Source organism: Treponema denticola (assembly GCF_024181405.1).
Lineage (GTDB): Bacteria > Spirochaetota > Spirochaetia > Treponematales > Treponemataceae > Treponema_B > Treponema_B denticola_D.
Map to the genome: position 1 here is coordinate 717,853 of NZ_CP051302.1, position 20,639 is coordinate 738,491.

Genomic DNA, 20,639 nt, shown 5'->3' on the forward strand with positions numbered 1-20,639 from the left:
TCCTGTAAGTAAAATATGAGATGTCCGCATTGCGGAAACTGCGATGATAAGGTTATGGAATCAAGAACTCTGGCTCAAGGGGACTGTATCCGAAGGAGACGGGAGTGTCTTGCCTGCGGTTACCGCTTTACAAGTTATGAGCATATTGAAGAAAAACCTTTTATGGTTATCAAAAAAGACGGCCGCAGGGAGCCCTTTGACCGAAAAAAGCTTGAAAAAGGTATTGAACGAGCTCTTGAAAAGCGGCCTGTTTCCTTAAACAGTATAGAAAATATTGTTACTGAAATTGAAGATCAGGCTGTTTTAAATTCGGGGCTTAACAAAGAGATAGAAACTACTGCTTTGGGCGAGATGGTTCTATCTCATTTGTATTCAATAGACAAAGTGGCATATATCCGCTTTGCCTCCGTTTATAAACAATTCAGCAACTTGGATGAATTTGTAAACGAGGTAAAAAAAGTAAGAAAATAAATTGTAAATAAATTGGGAGGTATTAAAAGTTATGGAGGGGAAAAGTACAAATCAAACGGTTTTTCCTGAATGGAAGTCCTTTTTAGGGACAATGGAGAAGGCAAAGCCTGAGATATTGCGCTCGGTAGTAAAACGTTCGGGAGAAATTGAGGCGTATAATCGAAAAAAAATAGAACAGGCAATCAATAAGGCTATAACCGCAGTTGAAGGCAGCCCAAATGATGAAAAAGCTGTGTTTTTAACGGACAAGGTCGAAGAAAAGCTTAAAAATATTATGGCTTCCCGCTATGCCCATTCTATTCCGGCAATAGAAGAAATTCAGGATGTTGTAGAGCTTGTTTTAATTGAACAGCAAGAAGCCCGTCTTGCAAAGGCCTATATCCTTTACAGGGCAAAGAGAGAGGCCGTGCGGGATGCGGAAAGCCTCATGCTGAATATAAACAGCACCATGGACGGATATTTAAGTCAATCCGACTGGCGCGTAAAAGAAAATGCCAACGTAAACTTTTCTTTAGGCGGTCTTATTCTCCATAACTCCGGTACTATTACGGCAAATTATTGGCTTAAAAATATTTATACACCTGCCATTGCCGAAGCCCATATAACGGCAGCCTTTCATATTCATGACCTTTCAATGTTTTCGGGCTACTGTGCAGGCTGGTCCCTTAGGCAGCTTATCCATGAGGGGTTGGGCGGGGTTCCCGATAAGATTACCTCAAAGCCTCCCAAGCATTTATCGACACTTATTCAGCAGATAGTCAACTTTTTAGGTATTATGCAGAACGAGTGGGCCGGAGCTCAAGCCTTTAGCTCCTTTGACACATATTTGGCTCCCTTTGTAAAAAAGGATAAGATGAGTGAAGCCAACGTAAAACAATGCCTTCAAAGCTTTGTTTACGGTGTAAACACTCCCAGCCGCTGGGGTTCTCAGGCTCCATTTACGAATATAACCTTGGACTGGGTATGTCCGCCCGACCTTGCAAACCAAAAGGCTGTTGTCGGGGGCAAAACACAGGATTTTACATACGGTGACTGTCAAAAAGAAATGGATATGATAAATAAGCTCTTTATTGAACTTATGCTTGAAGGAGATGCCGCAGGACGAGGTTTCCAATATCCAATTCCCACTTACAATATAACCTCCGATTTTGACTGGTCAAGTCCGAATGCAAAACTGCTTTTTGAGATGACTGCCCGATACGGTACGCCCTATTTTCAAAACTTTATAAATTCCGACCTAAATCCCGGGGATGTGCGTTCCATGTGCTGCCGTCTTCAACTCGATAAAAGGGAATTGCGTAAAAGGGGAGGCGGACTTTTCGGTTCTGATGAGTTTACGGGCTCCATAGGGGTAGTTACGATAAACATGCCTCAAATCGGGTACCTATCAAAAACCGAAAAGGACTACTTTGACCGCTTGGACTACCTCATGGACATCGCAAAACAAAGTCTTGAGATAAAGAGGAAGGTAATCGAAAAGCTACTGGAGGGAGGCCTTTTCCCGTATACTAAGAGGTATTTACATCATCTAAACAATCACTTTTCGACTATAGGAATTTGCGGTATGAACGAGTCCTGCCTAAACTTTTTAGGCGAGGATATTGTAAGCCCTAGGGGAAAGGCCTTTGCCGAAAAGGTCTTAACCTATATGAGAAACCGCCTTGCAGACTTCCAAGAAGAGACGGGCAGCTTATTCAATCTTGAAGCAACCCCGGCTGAAAGTACTTCTTACAGACTGGCTCGCCACGATAAAAATCAGTTCCCCGATATAATAAGTTCGGGAGATGCCGAGCCTTATTACACCAACTCAAGCCAGCTTCCCGTTGCCTATACTACCGATGTTTTTGAAGCCTTGGATCATCAAGAAAGTTTACAGCGTAAGTATACGGGAGGTACGGTTTTTCACATATTCTTGGGTGAATCTATCAAGGATTGGGAATCTTGCAGGGATTTGGTTAAGGCTGTTGCAAACAATTACCGTATTCCCTATTTTTCAATTTCGCCGACATTTTCGATATGTCCTGTTCACGGTTATCTTGAGGGTGAACATTTTGAGTGCCCTTATTGTAAGCGCGAAAAACAGGCAAAACTTGAACTGAAACTGGCTGAGCTTGAAAAAGAAAGGGCCGAGGTCTTGAGTGTTACTTCTAAAATGTAAGATTTTTAGAAGTAATGGTAAACAATAGATTCTTCATGGAGGAAAAAATGAAGCAAAAAAAGGTTGATCCTTCAAAGATGTTAGGAGCTTTACGCACGATAATAATACTTATTGTAATTGCTCTTATAGCTTTTTCGGGAATAAAGGTTATCCCTACGACAGATAATGGGGTTGTTACCCGTTTCGGTAAATATGCAAATACCCTTTCACCTGGGCTTAACTTTGTAATTCCATTTGTGGATCAGGTTTATAAGGTTCCGGTTAAGACCGTTCAAAAAGAAGAATTCGGCTTCCGCACTGCAAGATCGAGTGAAAGAAGCGAGTACCAAAATTCCATTTTAAGTGAATCTTCAATGCTTACAGGAGACCTGAACATCATAAATGTTGAATGGGTTATTCAGTATAAAATAGTGGACCCTAAGGCTTGGCTTTTTAATGTTGAAGAAGATCAAAGAAATAAAACCGTCAGAGATATTTCAAAATCTGTTGTCAACAGCTTGGTAGGGGACAGGGCTATAATGGACATAATCAGCTTGGATCGTGACAGCATTGCAGTTTTAGCACAAGAAAAAATGAACGAAAAATATAAGCAGATCGGCCTTGGAATTTCCGTTTCCTCGGTACAATTGCAAAACATTGTGCCGCCTCAGGAAGTTCAAGCTGCCTTTGAGGATGTAAACATAGCGATTCAGGATATGAATAGGCTCATAAACGAAGGAAAAGAAGCTTACAATAAAGAGATTCCCAAGGCAAAGGGTGAGGCACAAAAAATGATTGAAGAAGCGAGGGGCTATGCTTCCGAAAGAATAAACAAGGCAAACGGAGATGTTGCCCGTTTTAATGCCGTTTATGCCGAATATGTAAAGGCTCCCGATATTACTAGGAGAAGGCTCTACCTTGAAACTCTCGATGCTATTTTTAAAAATAATGAAAATATTACCCTCATAGACAAAAACTTAAAAAACTTTTTACCTTTAAAAGAATTAAATAAGGGAGGCAACTGATTTTTATGGAAAATTATGAAAATACCGAAAACACTGAAGATGTAAGATTTGAAAGTCCTTCTTCCAAAAATAAGATAAAACCGGAAAAAAACAAAAAAGACAAAAAAGGTTTCGGATGGCTTTTCTTTATAATAATACTCGTTGTTTTATTTTTTTTCCTAAAGCCGTTTTATATTTTAAATGAAGGCAATGTTGCCATTATAACTAAATTCGGAGCTGTAGTAAAAACGGAAAAAGAGGCCGGGCTTCATTTTAAAATGCCCTTGATTCATACAGTAAACAAATACACGGCAAAACTCTTACGTCTTGACGGCGATCCACAAAAGATTCTTACTTTAGAAAAACAGTATCTTAAGGTAGATACTACCAGCCGATGGCGTATAGTTGACGTAAAAAAGTTTTATGAATCCCTTACAACCTATGATAGCGCTTATTCCCGCCTTTCGGATATTGTAGATTCATCTGTTAGAGATATTATTTCGGTAAATAGTCTTGCCGATGTTGTACGAAGCTCAAATATTATAAATGAAAGCAAAAAAACGGAAGAGTTTAACCTTGAAAATGCCGAAGTTGACCTTGGTTCCTTAAAGACGGAAAAAGTAAACTTCCCTGTGATAAAAAAGGGCAGGGAAACTCTGGCTGATGAAATTTTGGCCAAGGCCAATAGCCAGCTGGGTGAATTCGGCTTGGAAGTGGTTGACCTAATTTTTAAAGGAATTAAGTATTCGGATGAGCTTGAAAATTCCGTATTCAGCCGTATGATAAAAGAAAGGAATCAGATTGCAGGAACCTTTAGGTCTACAGGCGACGGTGAAAAGCTTAAAATCTTAGGAGAATTGGAAAACGAAAAAAGGACTATCTTGTCGCAAGCTTATGCCGAGGCAGAAAGGATAAAGGGAGATGCCGATGCAAAGGCTGTTGCAATCTATGCCGAAAGTTACGGTAAGTCCCCCGAATTCTACAGCTTTTGGAAAAGCATGGAGATTTATAAAAATTCCTTGCCCGAGACCGAAAAAGTCCTCTCAACGGATATGGAATATTTTCAGTATCTGTATAGGCATTAACCTTAGAAAAAGTTTTTCCGATATTATATAGGAGGTACGATAAACAGTTCGGCACAAATGGTGCCTCACTGTTTATTGATTGTATGGGAGGTAAAAATTTTGAGAAGAAGCGGAACTATAGGACGAATAATTGTTCTTTTGATATTGATTGTTTTACTTGTTTTCGGAGGCCTATTGTGGTTTGATTATTTAGGCCTGATCAGCTCAAGGAGCTTGTTTTCTCCTATTTACTCCTTTTTCGGTTTAAAAACGCCTGAGGGGATTGCCCCCTTAGATTCCGATGAAATGGCAAATTTGGAAAATGACCGCTACGAAAAACGCTTAATGGCCTTAGAGCTGCGTTCTCAGGAATTGGATAAGCGGGAAGAAGATGTTCAAACTCAGGAAAACGAAAATAAACAGGTTGCCGAAGAGCTCGATGACCGCAGACTGGCTATAGAAGAAAAAGAAAAGAACTATAATCTTTTGATTGTGGAGCGGGATGCCCGTGAGGCGAACATAATCCAAATCGCTAAATATATAAACGGTATGCCCCCTGAAAAAGCCGTTTCAAATCTTATAGCCATGGACGATCAGGATATAATTGACGTGCTTAGGGCTGTAGAAAAAATAGCTGCAGAAGAAGGTAAAAACTCTTCGGTTGCTTATTGGTTTTCTTTGATGCCGGCCTCCAGGGCTGCGGAGATTCAGCGTAAGATGGCAAATAAGCCTGTTACCTTTCCGTAATCGGTAATTTAAAATTCAAGCATGTTTTTTCCGACGATTTCTTTTGCAGTTTTTTTTCTCTCAATCTTTTTTTTATACTGGTATATTTTTAGGCAGGAAAAAGAACGAAAAATCCTTTTAACGGCCGCCTCTTATTTTTTCTATGCAATGTGGGATTGGCGTTTTTGTATTTTGCTTTTTGTTTTTACCCTTATAAATTATTTTTACGGTTTTCTTCTCGATAAAGAAAAAAATTATGCACCGCGAAAGGCTATCGTAATTATTATCTGTATTATCGATATTTTATATCTGGGATTTTTTAAATACCTTTACACATTGCTCTCATATTTAAACCAATTTTTTCCGGATATGTTTGTTAATTCTACTCTTTTAACTCTGCGTTCTTGGTCTCTTTTAGTTCCTGTAGGAATTTCTTATTATACTTTTCGATGCATGAGTTATGTCTTTGATATTTATCTTTGTAAGATAAGGCATGTAAAATCTTTTTGGGATTTTTTACTCTATGTATCTTTTTTTCCTCAACTGTCCTCAGGGCCGATTGTTCAGGCCGAGTATTTTTTTAAGGATCTTCCTCGGGCACTTAACTGCGATAATGAAAAAGGAGCAAAACCCATAGCCTTTGACCGTGCTATCGTGTTTTTAATTTCAGGCTTGTATAAAAAAATGATAATTTCAAATTTTTTGACCATACTCGTTACCGATAAAATTTTTGCAAATCCTTCATTTTATAATACATGGGAGCTTATTTTCGGACTACTATGCTATACGATAATTATCTACGCAGATTTTTCGGGCTACAGTGACATGGCGATAGGTATAGGAATCCTTTTGGGATTTAATACGCCTGCAAACTTTAACCGTCCCTATGTTTCAAAGTCTATCACCGAGTTTTGGAGAAGGTGGCATATAAGTTTTTCTTCTTGGCTTAGAGATTATCTTTATTTCGGCTTAGGCGGCTCCCGATTCGGTCTTGCCAGAGCTCTCTTTGCGCTTTTTTTTACGATGCTCATTGCAGGACTTTGGCACGGGGCTTCATGGACATTTTTAATATGGGGAGCTATGCAGGGGACAATGCTGTGTATCGAAAAGATTTTTTCGGAAATAAAAGAACGTAAAGCTATAGGAGAAGAAATTTTAGATGAAGAGAAAAACGCAAAAAAAAGTTTTGATTTTTTGAGAATTATACCGGTCTTTATATTCGTAAACATCAGCTGGCTTGTGTTTTTTTCGCCGTCACTATCGGAACTGAGTTTATATTTAAGATCTCTTGGCAATATTTCTCAGTCATTTCAAATTATAAGTCCCTTTATTCTTTTAATCTTTTTTGCAGGCCTTTTTTTGCAGCTTCCTTCGGAAAGTTTAAGGAAAAAAGCTTTTACAATATATAGCCGTCTTCCGATGATTGTTAAGGTTGTTACCACCGTCAGTTTTTTAGCCGCTCTTTATGCGGTTTCAACTTCGGGTATACCGCCGTTTATTTATTTTGCGTTTTAGGTGAAAGTTGACATATGAAGCTAAAAGATATAATAAAAAAAATAAATGATGTTCTTTTTTTTAAAATAAAACTTAAAGATAAAAAATCTATCTTTTATTCTGCAAACAAAGCTCTTTCGTTTTTTTTACTCTGTATTTTTTTCTTTATGCTGCTCTTAGGTAAATCTTTAGACAATTTTTCATCTAAAATAAAAAATCCTTATGCCGCAGAGGTATTCAGGACTGCCGTTAAACCCGTTTCGGAACTGTCTCAAAAATTGAAACTTGATAATCTGATTCCTTCTGCAAGAACTTTCTTTTTACGCTATGCCGGTCTTGAAGGTTTAAGCGATTGGGATTCTTTTTATTATATGGATTCTGCAGAATTAATTCATCGGGAAAGACTTTTAGCCTTGGAAAACTTAGGGCAGGCTATAGATAAATCTCAAGATAAAAAATCTTCTATAGATAATCTTGAAAAAGACTTGGAAAGAGCAAGAGACGGTTTACCGGTAGAATCAAAACCGGAAGATGTTGCCGCCGTTAAAAAAATGATAGAAGAACTTGAGGCAAAACTTGAAAATGTAAATACGGTTTTGGATAGGTTAAAAGACATTGAGCAGGCTAGAATTGCAGAGCTTGAAAAAATAAGACTCACACAAAAAATGTTGGAATTAAGAAAAGAAGATATATTCGAAACTGCCGCTAAGGAAGAAGAATCAAATGTAGAGCAGGCTGAGGCGCCTAAAAAAGTTTATACCTATAATACGGAAAGACCCTTGCGTATATTAATGATAGGGGATTCTCAGATGCACAGTATTGCTGCAGGTTTTTTAAGGCTTACAGGTCAAAACTCTTCCATAAGGGTAAAAGAAATTTCGGTTCACTCTTCAGGTTTTATAAGAAGCGATTATTACAACTGGCCTAAAAAGTTAAAGAATGTGTTTGAAGAAAGTCAAAACGAACGCTATGATATTGCCGTCATTTTTTTAGGAATGAATGATTATCAAAATTTTTATGCAGATAACGGCAAAGTTCTTGTAAAAGAAACTGAAGACTGGGAATCGGCTTATAGGGATAAGGTAATAACACATTTGGACGTTTTATTTGCAAATACAAAAAAGGTGTATTGGCTGGGCATGCCTGTTGTACGGGATAAAATATACAATGCCCAATTACTCTATATTGAAGACTTACAGAAAAAAATAGCATCTGAGTATTCGAGTATAATCCTTAATAAATTTTCTCTAAGCAGTATCGCTCCCGGAGAAGGGGTTCCTTATACCGATACCGTTAAAACCGCCGAAGGAAAAAAAATAAGACTTATGAAAGATGACGGGCATCATTATACGGTTTCAGGCGGTGAATATATTATGCAGCCCTTTTTAGAGCTGCTTTATAAGGATTGGGATCTGGAACCCTGTACGCCTTAATTTAAGCCCATAGTTTTACCAAACATTTAATACGTCCTCAGCAAAGGCAGGAAAATTTTCGAATTTTACAATCTTGCCTTCGTCCAATACTGCCTGACCTGAAAAAAAGCCGAATACTTGGTGTTGAACGCTTTTTATAAGCCCTAAATTTGTATTTGCCGAGCGGTCTATAGCCGGTATAAACTCGGCTTCAAAACGTTTATCGCTTGATATGAAATTCCAAGGCTTTAAATACTCATCATTTTTAATATGAAATTCCACATCTGTAAGTTTATGTATTTTTCCGTCATAAAAAATTACATTTTCGCTTGCAGGGCCCCTATCGGTAAAACCATAACCTAGGTTAAAGCCGAATCTCTTCCCTTCGACTATACCGCTCCCGCTTGACCAATACCAACGGTTCTTTCTTGTCCAGAAACCCCGGCCCCAATCCAGTACAGCCCAAGAGCTGTTTTTTTCTAAAGTGATTTTATCGTTTCCAAGGCTTAGGGTGCCGCTTACCGGCATACAGTTGACCTTTTCATTTAAGTAAAAACACTTACGGTTTTCTTTCCATGAAGTTGCTATGTTCATACTCTCATTATTCGGATTTCGTGTAAGCTCAATATCTGCTTTAAGCCCTCTTTTTCCGCAAGGCAGGCGCATATTAGGCACATCTGTTTGTATAATAATTTTTTCTCCCTGCTTACAAAAAAGCAGTTTCATTTTTTTATTTTTAAACTCAAGCTTGTGATCCATTAGGGATGAAGGTTTTAATCCTGTTTTACCGAATGTAAAGAACGTCATGGCATCTTCCTGTGAAAAAGCTTTCTTCTTTAAGTCAATAAATGAAACTGAAAATAAGGCTCCAAAACCTAAGTCTGCCATTGTAGTATTTAAGCTCCAAAGCTCCTTGGAATTTGTTATGCTGTAATAGTCCCATTCCTTTATTTTAAATGCCGAAGCCTTAATCTTACTTCTATCATAGTTCCATACGGGAAATCTTGCCCATCCTTCTTCGGTGATATGACCCTGCGCATTGAGTAAATCTTGTTTTTCCTTGACTTCATGATTCATAAATTTTTCCTCCATAGATTGATTATACACTAAAACCGATTAAAATGCTCTTATAAATTACGTAAATTTCCATTATTTTGTATTGACAAAACTTTATAATTGGATATAATGCTTAAGACATGATTAAAAGTGCGATTAGCCTTAAAGCTCATGCAAAAATTAATCTGCATTTGGAAGTTTTAGGAAAGAGAAGCGACGGATTTCATGACATTGTAAGTGTTTTTGCTCCGATTTCTCTTGCCGATGAGCTTTTGATGCAAAGAAAACCGGATAAAAAAGAATGTAAGGTATTGTCTCCTTTGGCTGAATTGCCGGCAGAAAATACAATTACAAGAGCTTATGAAGAGTTTAAAAACTTTACCGGTATTTCTGAAGGCGTTTCCGTCAGGATTTTAAAAAGAATCCCTGAAGGTGCCGGATTGGGAGGTGGGTCTTCCGATGCCGCTTCGGTTTTGCTGGGGCTTAACGATATGTTTTCTACCGGTTTAACGGAAGAAGATTTAAGGGCTATAGCTTTGAAAATAGGAAGCGATGTTCCCTTTTTTTTGGGAAATGAGGCTGCGGTTGTAAGAGGCCGCGGAGAAACGATAAAAAGAGTTTCCGTTTTTTCAGATTATTTTGGGATTTTGATTTATCCAGAAATAAAAAGCGCAACACCCAGGGCTTACAGCCTTTTGGGCCGTAAAGAATCGGAGATACTGAATTCTGCTTTTAATCCTGAGCTCTTTTGCGGTAAAGATTGCCGTGAATGGCCTTTTTTTAACAGTTTTGAAGACGTTCTTTTTACGGAATATCCTGCAATAAAAAAGGCAAAACAAGACCTTTTAACTTACGGGGCTGATTTTGCTCTTATGAGCGGTGCCGGTTCTTCAGTTTTCGGGCTTTTTAAAGATGAAAAAAACGTCAAAAATGCTTATTCTAAGCTTTTAGCCGAATATGGACGATGTTTTTTCTTTTTGTTACTTGCGTTCTGATAGAAAGCGTAGTAAAATATTGGTAGGTAAGTATTGCCAATATTATTATGCAAGGAGGACAGTATGGAAATTACAGAAGTCCGTGTTCAGAGAGTGAGTCCGGGGAATAGTTTAAAGGCTTATGCTAATATTACGTTTGATGATTGCTTTGTCCTTCATAATGTAAGAGTGATCGAGGGTAATGACGGTTTGTACATTGGAATGCCCAGCCGGAAGTTGAGTAACGGTGAGTTTAAAAATATAGCTCATCCTATCACTGCCGAGTTTAGGGAAAAGATGACAAAGGCTGTTTTGGAGGTTTACGAAAAAACACCTGTTATGCCCGGGCAAGATGCTGAGGCTGAAATCTAGCTTTAGCAATCAATTTGTGACGTAATACTAGTTTTATTTTTCTGTTTTTGGATACAATTTAGCTTTCGGCTTTTTGTATATATTTTGGGACGTCGGCAAGTGGTAAGCCAACGGCTTTTGGTGCCGTCATTCCGTAGGTTCGAATCCTACCGTCCCAGTTTTGAGGCTGCTTTTATCGGCGGCCCTTGTTGCAAACTAAATAATTGGTATTAGAGGAGTTCTGGGATTATGGAACAGAGACTGTTAAACGCACATGAAAGATCAACATATGGTAAAAATGCCGCTGTAAAAATGAGAAAGGCTGGAAGAATTCCCGCAGTAATGTATGATAGACACGGCAAATCCGTTCCTATTGATGTTGATGAAAGAGAATTTATGAAACTTTTTAAACTTGTTACCGAAAGTACTATTGTAACATTAAATGCAGCGGGAAAGGATTACGAAGTTTTTATTAAAGATTTTCAGCATGATATTGTTTCGGATAAGATTAAACATATCGACTTTTATGAAGTAGAAAGAGGAAAGACCTTACGTACAAAGGTTAAGATTAGACTTGAAGGTTCTCCCGAAGGTGTACGCCATGGCGGAATTCTTGAGACCGGTATTACCGAACTTGAACTTGAGTGTCTGCCTAAAGATTTACCGGCCAGAATTATCGTTGATGTTTCTACTCTTGATGTAAATCAATCGCTTCATGTCAGGGATATTAAGCTTCCTGAAGCCGTTACCGTTTTAACAAGCGATGATATAACGGTTGCTGCTATTAAGTTTGCTGCTGCTGAAAGTACAACACCGGCTGCAACTGAAGGTGAAGAAACCGAAGCTGCCGCTGTCGCACCCGAACCTGCTGCAGAGGATAAATAAGCTTTAATCTTAATATTTCAAAACTTCCGTTCGATTTAAAGGGCGGAAGTTTTTTTATGTCTTTATAACTTTTTCCTCATTTTTTCTTGACTGTTGACCATTTTTAGAAATTGTGTAAAATCTGTCTTATGGCAAAATCGTTTTTAAAAGATGTGCTTTTAGGCTTTTCCTCATTATGCGATAGAACGGCCGCACCTTTGAGACTCCTGCTTGCCGTTTCAGGGGGAGCCGATTCTATGGCCATGCTTTCAGCCTTTTTGGAATTGAAGAACGATATAAATGCCGAAATTTTTGTACTGACTGTAAACCACAATATAAGACCCGAAAAAGAAACCTTAGGCGATGCCAAATTTGTTTTAGACTTTTGTAATGATAAATGTCCATGTATTTTGGCCGAAATTCCTAAAAATACGGTATTTGATGAGGCTAAGAATAGAAAAACCGGAATTGAAGATGCTGCCCGCTTTTTAAGATACAATGAGTTTGAAAAAGCGGCCGATTCCTTAAATGCCGATTATATTTTGACTGCCCATAATAAAAATGATAATTATGAAACGATTTTGATGAGGCTCTTTCAAGGTTCCGAGCCTGAAGCCCTTATGGGGATTTCTCCAAGACGTGGAAGATTTATACGCCCCCTTCTTAATATCAGCCGCTCGGAAATAGAAGAATATTTAAAAGAAAAAAATATCCCGTGGAGAGAAGATGTTACTAATCTTGAAACCTCATATCTTAGAAACAAGGTCAGACATAATCTTCTTCCTGTTTTGAGTATCTGCTTTGACGGCTGGCAAAGAGGCTTGGATAAAAGTTTGGCAAAAATAAAGGCTCAAAACGATTTTGTTATTGCCTCATATAAAACAAAAAAAGAAACATGGGTATTGGATAAAAAGGAAGAGTGCTGCCGATGTAAATTTCTTTTTTTTCTAAGCCTTGAAGAAGCCTTAAAACTTAAATTTCTTCAAGAAGGTCTTATTCTTTTAAGAGGAAAAAGAAGGATCCCTTACTCGGTCTTTGACGATTTGATGAAGCTTTCCGATACTAAAAAGATAATTTTTTCGGGCGGATTTTGTATAAAAAAAGAAGGAGATGAGGTATTGCTTTTTAAGGCTGTAACTACTGAAGAAAAGACAAGCGAAGTTTTTTATTCTATCTGGATTGATAAGCCTTTTACCTTTAATACCCCTGCCGGAAATTTTAAGGCCGTAAAAAATGAAGACGGCTTTTTTATAGTGCATGAAAGCGATAAAACCTGCGGTATAGGGCCTTTTAAGCCTCCCTTTTGTGTGCGTTCACGCCTCTTTGGAGATGAAATTGAGACCTCTTCGGGCTCAAAAAAATCGGTAAAAAAAATTATAAATGAGTGGAATATAGACTATGAAAATAGAAATATTTTGCCGATAATCGAAGAGGGCGGGGTAGTTAAAGGTATATACGGAGCCGTTTTCGGCAAAAAAAATTGGTATGTTGTAGGGGATTTAGGAGTAAAGAGATGAAATATTCCTGTAGATTTAAGTGTTTTAAACTCAAGCATAGATTATGTGTTTTTTTTATTTTAATTTGTATAGGTATTTATGCAAATCAAACTGAGGGGGTAAATTTATCTGCGGCCCTATCATACTTGCAGAATTCCGCTAAGCTCTTTACCGAAGAAAAATGGAAGGAGGCCTTGTTTGAAGCCCAGCTCGGTGAAGTTTATGATCCGAAAACTGCCGATTTTTTATATATTCAGGCAGTATGCAGTTTAAAATTAAATTATCCTAATGAAGATATATTGCAAAAAGCCGATGCTGCCTGTGCCGATGGAATGGTCTGGCGTTTATACGATATAAATGCCGGCCGCTTATTGGCAGCTCAGGTCAATACACGTATGTTAAAATACAAGGAAGCTCTGGATCTTGTCAAACGTTTACCCTTTGAATCTGCCGAGTCGGACTATGTAAGGGCAGATGCCCTCTATGGCTTGGGGCGATATGATGAGGCAAAGCAGCTTATTTCCGAAGCTCTTGACCGTTGGTCCTTTAATTCCTCTTTTGCAAAATTATTTTTTTTACGTGAACGAGGAAAAAAGGTAAACTTTTTAGGTAAAAAATTGGCCGAACATATAATTTCCCGCCTTTACGCGTGGCAGGATGAGGAACCGTCTCTCCTCTTGCTTGCAAGTCCATTTGAAACAAAATCGGAAGAAAATATCAGACGGCTAAAATTATATCGAGGTATGTATTTGCCTTTTACCGAATCTTATGATCTTAACGATTTATATAACCGCTCTTATTCTACATTGCTTTGTCTAAGGTACGGCATAATAGATGAACAAACAGCTGTAAACGAATTTTTATCGGCTAAGGTTTATTATTTTAACCCGATTTTGAAGGAGTATGTTCTTACTCAGGCCATGTATGAATCCCATTTGGTCGAGCTTTTGCGCTTGGTTATAAATTCCGAATTGAGAAATGAGCTTAAGACCTTTTTATCTGTTTATGAAGGTTTGATTGTCGATGATGAAAACGGGGATCTGATTATAGATTCTAAAATCTATTATAAGAACGGCAGACCTTGGTGTGCCGAATTTGACAGCCTTCAAACAGGATATCCTGAATACACCGTAGAATGTAACTTCGGTATTCCATCCGTAATTCACGGAAAAAAAGATGAATATTTGCTGTCCTATGATTCGTATCCGGCCGTTAAAAATTTTACCAAAAACGGTAAAAAGTATACCATGCGTCCCCTTGACTTGAATTGGGCACCGATAGAGTTAAAAGAATTAAACCTAAAGCTGTATGGCATGCACCAAAAACAGCAGGCCTTTTTTTCTTTAAAAGTAGGCAAAAATGTACGAAGTCTTCATGAAGGTGTATTGATTTACTCCGCTGCATTTTCTGAAGAAAATACTTCGTACATAAACGGGGGCATAAAAAAAGTATTCTTTGATAAGGGCATCCCAATAAAGGCCGAGGTAACTGTGTTAGGGGAGCCGTACTCGCAAACTAATTACAGAAAAGGCTTACCTGTTTTTGAAAACATAGATAAAGACGGAGACGGCTATTTTGAAACAAGGATTGAGTATGATTCAAAGGGTGTATTAAAAAGGATAGATATGGATTTAAATAAAAATAAACTCTATGAATATTCCGAATACCATCAAAAAGACGGCTTCGTTACAAAGGTTTGGGACAGCGATGAGGACGGTTCCTACGAAATTACATATACACAATATGAAAATGGCGACTCTCAAACCGAATGGATTCATCCCAAGCTGAATAAAAAAATCCGTGTCAGTTATAAAAACGGTGTTCCTTTCCAATTATTTGACGGAAAAGAAAACCTTCTGCTCATTCCTTCGGATAAGGAGAACCTGTTCTGGCTTAATCGGAGTCCTGCAAATATTGAAAAAGTAAACGAAAAAATTATAGAAATATTTAACCAAACGAGCCTTCCGGTTGTTTCCTATATGTTTAGTATAAATAATATTGAAGTTTTTGCCGTGCGCTCCGGAGGGTTTGTTTTTGCTGAAATCGTCAACGAATAAAATAAGTTTTTTTCTTTTCTTCTTATTGATTTTTTCTTGTACTTCAACCAAAGAGGTCCATTATGTGGATTATTCGGATAGATCCAGTGTGTTGTATCAAGTTGATTACACTGAAAAACTTCTTAAATCCGGTAAGATAACGGATGCTTTAATCCGCTCTCAAATTCTTCATCTTAACGCAAAAGATTTTGAAGAGGTTGACAAGATTAAATCGGAATCAATAGAAAAAACGGAAGCCGCATTTTTACAAAGCATAGAGGAAAAAAATTGGGATGAGGCTGTCAGGTATTTTAGGTCTCTTACCTCAATCGGAAAACGCCCTGCCGGATGGACGGAGGAGCGGCTTTTTGAAGAGAGGAATATCTTATGGAAAAAGAATGCCGATCTTCCCTTATTAAACTTACAAAATAAAAAAAATCCTTCAGCCGGTTCAGCTTCTTTTCCTCAAAATATAGATGAGATGATAAAGGGCTCTCTTACCGTTTGGGTGAATAGGGGAACCCGCATACAAAGAGGTTATGCTTCGCCTGACATTGTTATAGGTTCGGGTTTTTTTATAGATTCCCGCGGTTATTTTATTACGAATTATCATGTTATTCAAAGCGAGGTTGATAAAAAATATAACGGCTATTCCAGACTTTATATTAAGTCTCCCGATAATCCAAATATAAAAATCCCTGCAAGGGTTGTAGGCTGGGATCCTCTTTTTGATCTGGCCTTGGTAAAGACCGAGTACACGCCTCAGTTTATTTTTAATCTGGGCTCTTCAAAGGATTTAGGAGTCGGAAGCCGTATTTATGCAATAGGCTCTCCGGCAGGTTTGGAAAAAACCCTTACCTCAGGTATAGTATCGGCAAAATACCGCAGACTTTTTTCTATGGTAGATATAATGCAGATAGATGCTGCCGTCAATCATGGGAATTCGGGCGGACCGATAGTGGATGATAAGGGCCTCGTTCAAGCCGTAGTATTTGCGGGTCTCGAAAGAAACGAGGGGCTTAACTTTGCAATCCCTGTTGAGCTTTTAAAGGCTGTTCTTCCCGATTTATATAAGGGCGGAGAAGTTAAGCATACTTGGCTTGGCTGTCACGGTCAAAACCAAAAGGGCGGCTCCGGTAATGCTAAGGATGTTCCAAATGGTGTTCTTGTAAACTATGTTCTTCCTGATGGCCCCTTTTCAATTTCAGGTATAAATGAGGGTACCGTAATAAAAGAAGTTAACGGTATTCCGGTAAATTCGGTTGAAGAAATACAGGCCATTTTATTGTCGATAGCTCCTGAAACTATAGTCCTCATTAAAGGCTATCAAAAAAATGAAGCAGGTATTTATGAAGAAAAAACTTGGCCTGTTTTATGTGCCGAACGCCCCTTATATCCGGGAAATTCCGTTTTTAAAAAAGACAGTATAGATAGATCCATGCTTCCCGTCTTCGGATTTAAACTTGAATCGGTGGGAAAAAAGAATTCTTATAGGGTTGCAGAGGTTATCCCCGGAAGCTTTGCATCTGAAAATGCCTTTGGTGTAAATGACTATATTGAAATTAACGGGAAAAGATGGGATAATGAAAACGAAGAGATTATTCATGTAAATATCTATACAAAAAAGGTTAGGGCAGGTTATATGGACAGCTTTATGGTTTTAAGTGCCTATCTTGATAATCCCCTTTTCTTTTAAACATGGAAATTTTTTATTAAATATATTTTTGATTAGAAAGTAATACTTGCTGTCAACAATAATCCAGCCTTAAAAACTCTTTGCATCCGCCGCGTTCTCCGCGGTTTATTTAAATTTAACCTCTTACAATTTATAAAACGTCAGTCCTTGATTTTTACACCTCTTTATAGTAAAATCACTTACTTAAAAAACTTAAGGAGGGGTAAATGCCTAAGATAAGTTCAAAAACAATCGATGCAGTAACCGAAATGACAGATATTGTATCCCTTGTCGAGAACTATACCCGCTTGGAAAAACGGGGAGCAAACTGGTGGGGCTGCTGTCCCTTTCATAACGAAAAAACGCCTTCCTTTAATGTCGTTCCCGATAAAAAAATGTATTATTGTTTCGGCTGCCACAAGGGCGGCGGAACAATCAACTTTTTGATGGAAATGGAAAAGCTCTCCTTTATGGAAGCCGTAGAGCGGCTTGCAAAAAATGCAGGCATCGAGGTTATTTATGAAGGCGGCTCCTATGTTCCGGACGAAGGAGCAAAACTTAAAGACCAAATTTTAGATCTTTACGACAAGGTCGCAGGGAGTTTTCATTTTATCTTGACCCAAAATCCTACAGGGAAAAAGGCTCTTGACTACCTCCTTTCCAGAAATGTTTCTCCCGAAATAATCGAAAAATTTAATCTGGGCTATTCTCCAAAGGATAGAAAATGGCTCCATAGTTTTTTATTGTCAAAAAACTATTCTCAAGACTTTTTAGAAAAGACAGGACTTTTTTCTAAAAACTATAAAAAGATGGCTTTTTTTTCCGATAGGCTTATGTTTCCTATTTGCGACCGTCACGGTAAAACGATAGCATTCGGAGGCCGCATTTTGGAAGGCAATGGGGCTAAATATCTCAATTCCTCGGATATGCCGCAATATAAAAAGGGTGAAACGGTTTTTGCCTTTCACCACGCCTTAGCCGAAATTCGAAAATCAAAATCGGTAATCTTATGTGAAGGCTACATGGACGTTTTAGCCTTTTTTCAGGCCGGAATCGAAAATGCCGTAGCCCCCTTAGGGACAGCCCTCACCGAAGATCAGGTAAAACTTTTAAAATCTTTTGCCGAAACCTTTTATCTTGCCTTTGACTCGGATAAGGCCGGACAAGAAGCTTCCTACAAGGCTATAAAAATTTGCCGCAGTATGGGCGTAAATGTTCGTGTTCTATACATGAAAGACGGAAAGGACCCTTCCGAAATTCTACAAAAAAAAGGTCAAGAAGGCTTGAAACTTCTTTTGGAATGTGCTATAGTAGACGATGATTATCTTATACAAATTGCGTCCATGAGATTTGATATAAGCAGTCCGGAAGGAAAGGCCTCAGCTATAGCCTTTTTGTTTCCGTATATTGAGGTCCTGGAATCCGATATTCAAAGGGAGTCTGCTATTTCTAAACTTTCATCGGCCTTTGGTGTCAGTCAACAAGCAATTTTCAGCGATTATGTGAACCGCGAAAAAAAGGCTCTAAGGCATATAGTTGACGAAGTAAAACAAAAGCCGGTAAATATAAGGATGAATGCCGAGTTACGATTGGTTCTTGCCGTTACGGCAAATACGGATCTGTTTTCTCGTTTGCGTTCACAATTGGGCCCCGATGATTTTGAGGATTTTTATGCCAGACATTTGTTTATTGTTTTAGAAGAATGTTATAGAGATGGTGCCTATACTTATGCGAATCTGATGCACAGATGCGGGGAAGAAAAATTAAAAGAAATTGTTTCTCAGACAATTTCTAAGGGAGAATTCGCCGAGAACTCTGAAAAGATAGTCGATGACGGCATAAATTTTATAAAACAAAACGTTCTACAAAAACAAAAAGACAAAATCATAGGCAGACTGAGATTATTACATGGAGAAAAGAATATCGATACCGTAAACTTGACAAAAGAATTAATGGAAGAAAAAAAAAGTATCGATATTCAATTAAACAAATTAAAGGGAAAGGTGTATGACTGATCTCGAAAAGAATCCTGCGATTATTAAACTTTTGGAATATGCCAAAAGGAAGCGCACAATAGGATTGAGTGATCTTGATGATCTACTGCCCGAAGACTTAATGTCTCCGGAAACTATACCTGATATTCTGGATATTTTGGAAGGTGCCGGCGTTCAAATAAAAAATGAAGGAATATCCGAATCCAATTCGGAAACCGACTCCGATTTTCAGAGCGGCAATGATGAAGACTATCGATTATTGGATGATGCATACGAAGAAGAGGATGATGATGTAAAAAGTCCTTATTCCGATGACATCGAAACTCCATATATCGAAAAAGAAAAACCTAGGCATGAAACGGCAAAAAGATTGGTTAGAACATCTCACGAAGCCGGAGTTGACGATCCGATTAAGCTTTATCTTCAAGAGATAGGCAAGGAGGACCTTTTAACTGCCGATGAAGAAGTATCTCTTTCAAAAAGTATGGAAGACGGAGAAGCTATCATAAAAAAGGTTATAAAAAATTCCGGTATATTGATTCCAGAGTTTTTTGTAATCGGACAAAAGGCTTTTTCAAAACTTGATCCCGCTGAGTCCAATAAGCCGCGCAAAGAGTTAAGTGAAGAAATGGCCGAAAAAAAACGTCTCAAGCAGGTTTACGGGGACAGTCTACGGAACATATATTCCGAAATTAAACAATATATGTCCTTAAAAAAGCACTGTTATGACAGAGAAACCTTGGAAAGCTTTTTGGAGAGCCCTGAGCTTCAAGCTTTGCGGAAGAAGATGTTTAACAGTCTTAAACGTATTCACATTGAATCGGAAGAAATAGAAAAAATTTCGGACCGCTTTATTGAAGCTACCGAAAAAGTGCAGGACTACCAACACAAAAAAGAAAGAAAAGAAAAACAGCTTGGTATTAAAAGCTATGCCGATTTAAGGAAGCTGGGTAAACGGCTTGCAATTCCTCGGGAAAGAGAAAAACTCGAAAAAGAGCTTAATATTTCGGCTAATGAAGTAAAGGATATATACACTCAAATTCAGGTCTTGACCCGAAAAATCCGAAAGATCGAATATGATTTTGAAGCTACTGTAGATGAAGTTATTGATCTTACTTCAGAGATAAAGAACGGCCAGAGAATGCTTAAAAATGCAAAAGATAAGCTGATAAATGCAAACTTGCGCCTTGTTGTTTCTATTGCTAAGAAGTACATCAACAGGGGATTACAGTTCTTTGATCTTGTGCAAGAGGGAAATATCGGGCTTATAAAGGCTGTTGAAAAGTTTGAGTACAGGAAGGGATATAAATTTTCTACCTATGCTACTTGGTGGATAAGGCAGGCTATTACGCGTTCAATATCGGATCAGGCACGTACGATAAGGGTTCCTGTTCACATGATAGAACAAATAAACAAGGTAAACAGGGAATCCCGCCAGCTTATGCAAAAACTCGGCCGTGAACCCAATGATGATGAGATAGCCTTGCAGCTTGGCTGGTCGATCGAAAAGGTTAAGCAGGTTAAGAATGTTGCAAGGGAGCCTATCTCTCTTGAAACGCCCATAGGTGAAGAAGAAGATACGCTCTTGGGAGATTTAATCGAAGATAAGGGTGTTGAAAATCCTTCAAACAGAACGGAGCTTACTCTTTTGCAGGAGCAGCTTGAAATGGTGCTTTCAAGTTTGCCTGAGCGTGAGCAGGAAGTTTTAAAAATGCGCTTCGGTATTGAGGGCGGCTATCCTCTTACCCTTGAAGAAGTAGGCTTATATTTCGACGTAACGCGTGAAAGAATAAGGCAAATAGAAGCAAAGGGATTAAGGCGGCTGCGCCATCCTAAACGTAGTAGAAAATTAAAAGATTATCTTGACAATTGATTATGGTTATAA

16 protein-coding genes and 1 tRNA gene are annotated in these 20,639 nt (G+C 38.3%); 16 read left to right on the forward strand and 1 reads right to left on the reverse strand.

Going from position 1 to position 20,639, the window contains the following annotated elements:
• Positions 1-15 precede the first annotated feature (15 nt).
• The 7 genes from nrdR to HGJ18_RS03295 all read left to right on the forward strand — a co-directional run bounded on the left by nrdR (position 16) and on the right by HGJ18_RS03295 (position 8,329).
• The gene (gene nrdR, locus HGJ18_RS03265; protein ID WP_253697653.1) at positions 16-471 is read left to right on the forward strand and encodes a transcriptional regulator NrdR; all 456 of its coding nucleotides are present in this window, start codon (positions 16-18) and stop codon (positions 469-471) included.
• Positions 472-502: 31 nt separating this feature from the next.
• Complete coding sequence (locus tag HGJ18_RS03270; RefSeq protein WP_253697654.1) at positions 503-2,629, forward strand: ribonucleoside triphosphate reductase; 2,127 nt, start codon at positions 503-505, stop codon at positions 2,627-2,629.
• Positions 2,630-2,676: 47 nt separating this feature from the next.
• On the forward strand, positions 2,677-3,633 hold the full coding sequence (gene hflK / locus HGJ18_RS03275) for an FtsH protease activity modulator HflK (protein WP_253697655.1): 957 nt from the start codon (positions 2,677-2,679) through the stop codon (positions 3,631-3,633).
• A gap of 5 nt (positions 3,634-3,638) precedes the next feature.
• Positions 3,639-4,697 (forward strand): protease modulator HflC, encoded by a 1,059-nt coding sequence (gene hflC / locus HGJ18_RS03280; RefSeq protein ID WP_010691002.1) that lies wholly within the window; start codon positions 3,639-3,641, stop codon positions 4,695-4,697.
• Between the two features lie 99 nt (positions 4,698-4,796).
• Positions 4,797-5,423, forward strand: a complete 627-nt coding sequence (locus HGJ18_RS03285) for a periplasmic-type flagellar collar protein FlbB (protein WP_253697656.1) — start codon at positions 4,797-4,799, stop codon at positions 5,421-5,423.
• A 21-nt stretch (positions 5,424-5,444) separates the two neighbouring features.
• Entirely contained in the window at positions 5,445-6,917 is a 1,473-nt protein-coding gene (locus tag HGJ18_RS03290; RefSeq protein WP_253697657.1) for an MBOAT family O-acyltransferase, read from the forward strand.
• A 14-nt stretch (positions 6,918-6,931) separates the two neighbouring features.
• Positions 6,932-8,329 carry an SGNH/GDSL hydrolase family protein gene (locus HGJ18_RS03295; protein WP_253697658.1) on the forward strand — a complete coding sequence of 466 codons (1,398 nt, stop codon included), beginning with the start codon at positions 6,932-6,934 and terminating at the stop codon, positions 8,327-8,329.
• Between the two features lie 15 nt (positions 8,330-8,344).
• On the opposite strand, the gene HGJ18_RS03300 is transcribed toward HGJ18_RS03295, so the two are convergent.
• Positions 8,345-9,385: a DUF2804 domain-containing protein gene (locus tag HGJ18_RS03300; RefSeq protein WP_253697659.1), complete on the reverse strand. Its 1,041-nt coding sequence runs from the start codon at positions 9,383-9,385 to the stop codon at positions 8,345-8,347.
• 119 nt (positions 9,386-9,504) lie between these two features.
• Between HGJ18_RS03300 and ispE the strand changes: the two genes are divergently transcribed.
• The 9 genes from ispE (at position 9,505) to rpoD (ending at position 20,627) form a co-directional block, all read left to right on the forward strand.
• Entirely contained in the window at positions 9,505-10,359 is an 855-nt protein-coding gene (gene ispE / locus HGJ18_RS03305; RefSeq protein WP_253697660.1) for a 4-(cytidine 5'-diphospho)-2-C-methyl-D-erythritol kinase, read from the forward strand.
• Between the two features lie 63 nt (positions 10,360-10,422).
• Positions 10,423-10,710, forward strand: a complete 288-nt coding sequence (gene spoVG, locus HGJ18_RS03310; protein ID WP_002668685.1) for a septation regulator SpoVG — start codon at positions 10,423-10,425, stop codon at positions 10,708-10,710.
• An 85-nt stretch (positions 10,711-10,795) separates the two neighbouring features.
• Positions 10,796-10,868 (forward strand) — tRNA-Gln (locus tag HGJ18_RS03315).
• A gap of 70 nt (positions 10,869-10,938) precedes the next feature.
• The gene (locus HGJ18_RS03320; RefSeq protein WP_253697661.1) at positions 10,939-11,574 is read left to right on the forward strand and encodes a 50S ribosomal protein L25; all 636 of its coding nucleotides are present in this window, start codon (positions 10,939-10,941) and stop codon (positions 11,572-11,574) included.
• A gap of 128 nt (positions 11,575-11,702) precedes the next feature.
• A complete protein-coding gene (gene tilS, locus HGJ18_RS03325) occupies positions 11,703-13,070 on the forward strand; it encodes a tRNA lysidine(34) synthetase TilS (protein ID WP_253697662.1) in 1,368 nt (455 codons plus the stop codon).
• Positions 13,067-15,106: a tetratricopeptide repeat protein gene (locus tag HGJ18_RS03330; RefSeq protein WP_253697663.1), complete on the forward strand. Its 2,040-nt coding sequence runs from the start codon at positions 13,067-13,069 to the stop codon at positions 15,104-15,106. The genes tilS and HGJ18_RS03330 overlap by 4 nt, the downstream gene beginning before the upstream one ends.
• A 64-nt stretch (positions 15,107-15,170) precedes the next feature.
• Positions 15,171-16,781: a S1C family serine protease gene (locus tag HGJ18_RS03335; protein WP_253697664.1), complete on the forward strand. Its 1,611-nt coding sequence runs from the start codon at positions 15,171-15,173 to the stop codon at positions 16,779-16,781.
• 206 nt (positions 16,782-16,987) lie between these two features.
• On the forward strand, positions 16,988-18,775 hold the full coding sequence (gene dnaG / locus HGJ18_RS03340; RefSeq protein WP_253697665.1) for a DNA primase: 1,788 nt from the start codon (positions 16,988-16,990) through the stop codon (positions 18,773-18,775).
• Complete coding sequence (gene rpoD / locus HGJ18_RS03345) at positions 18,768-20,627, forward strand: RNA polymerase sigma factor RpoD (RefSeq protein WP_253697666.1); 1,860 nt, start codon at positions 18,768-18,770, stop codon at positions 20,625-20,627. The genes dnaG and rpoD overlap by 8 nt, the downstream gene beginning before the upstream one ends.
• Positions 20,628-20,639 lie beyond the last annotated feature (12 nt).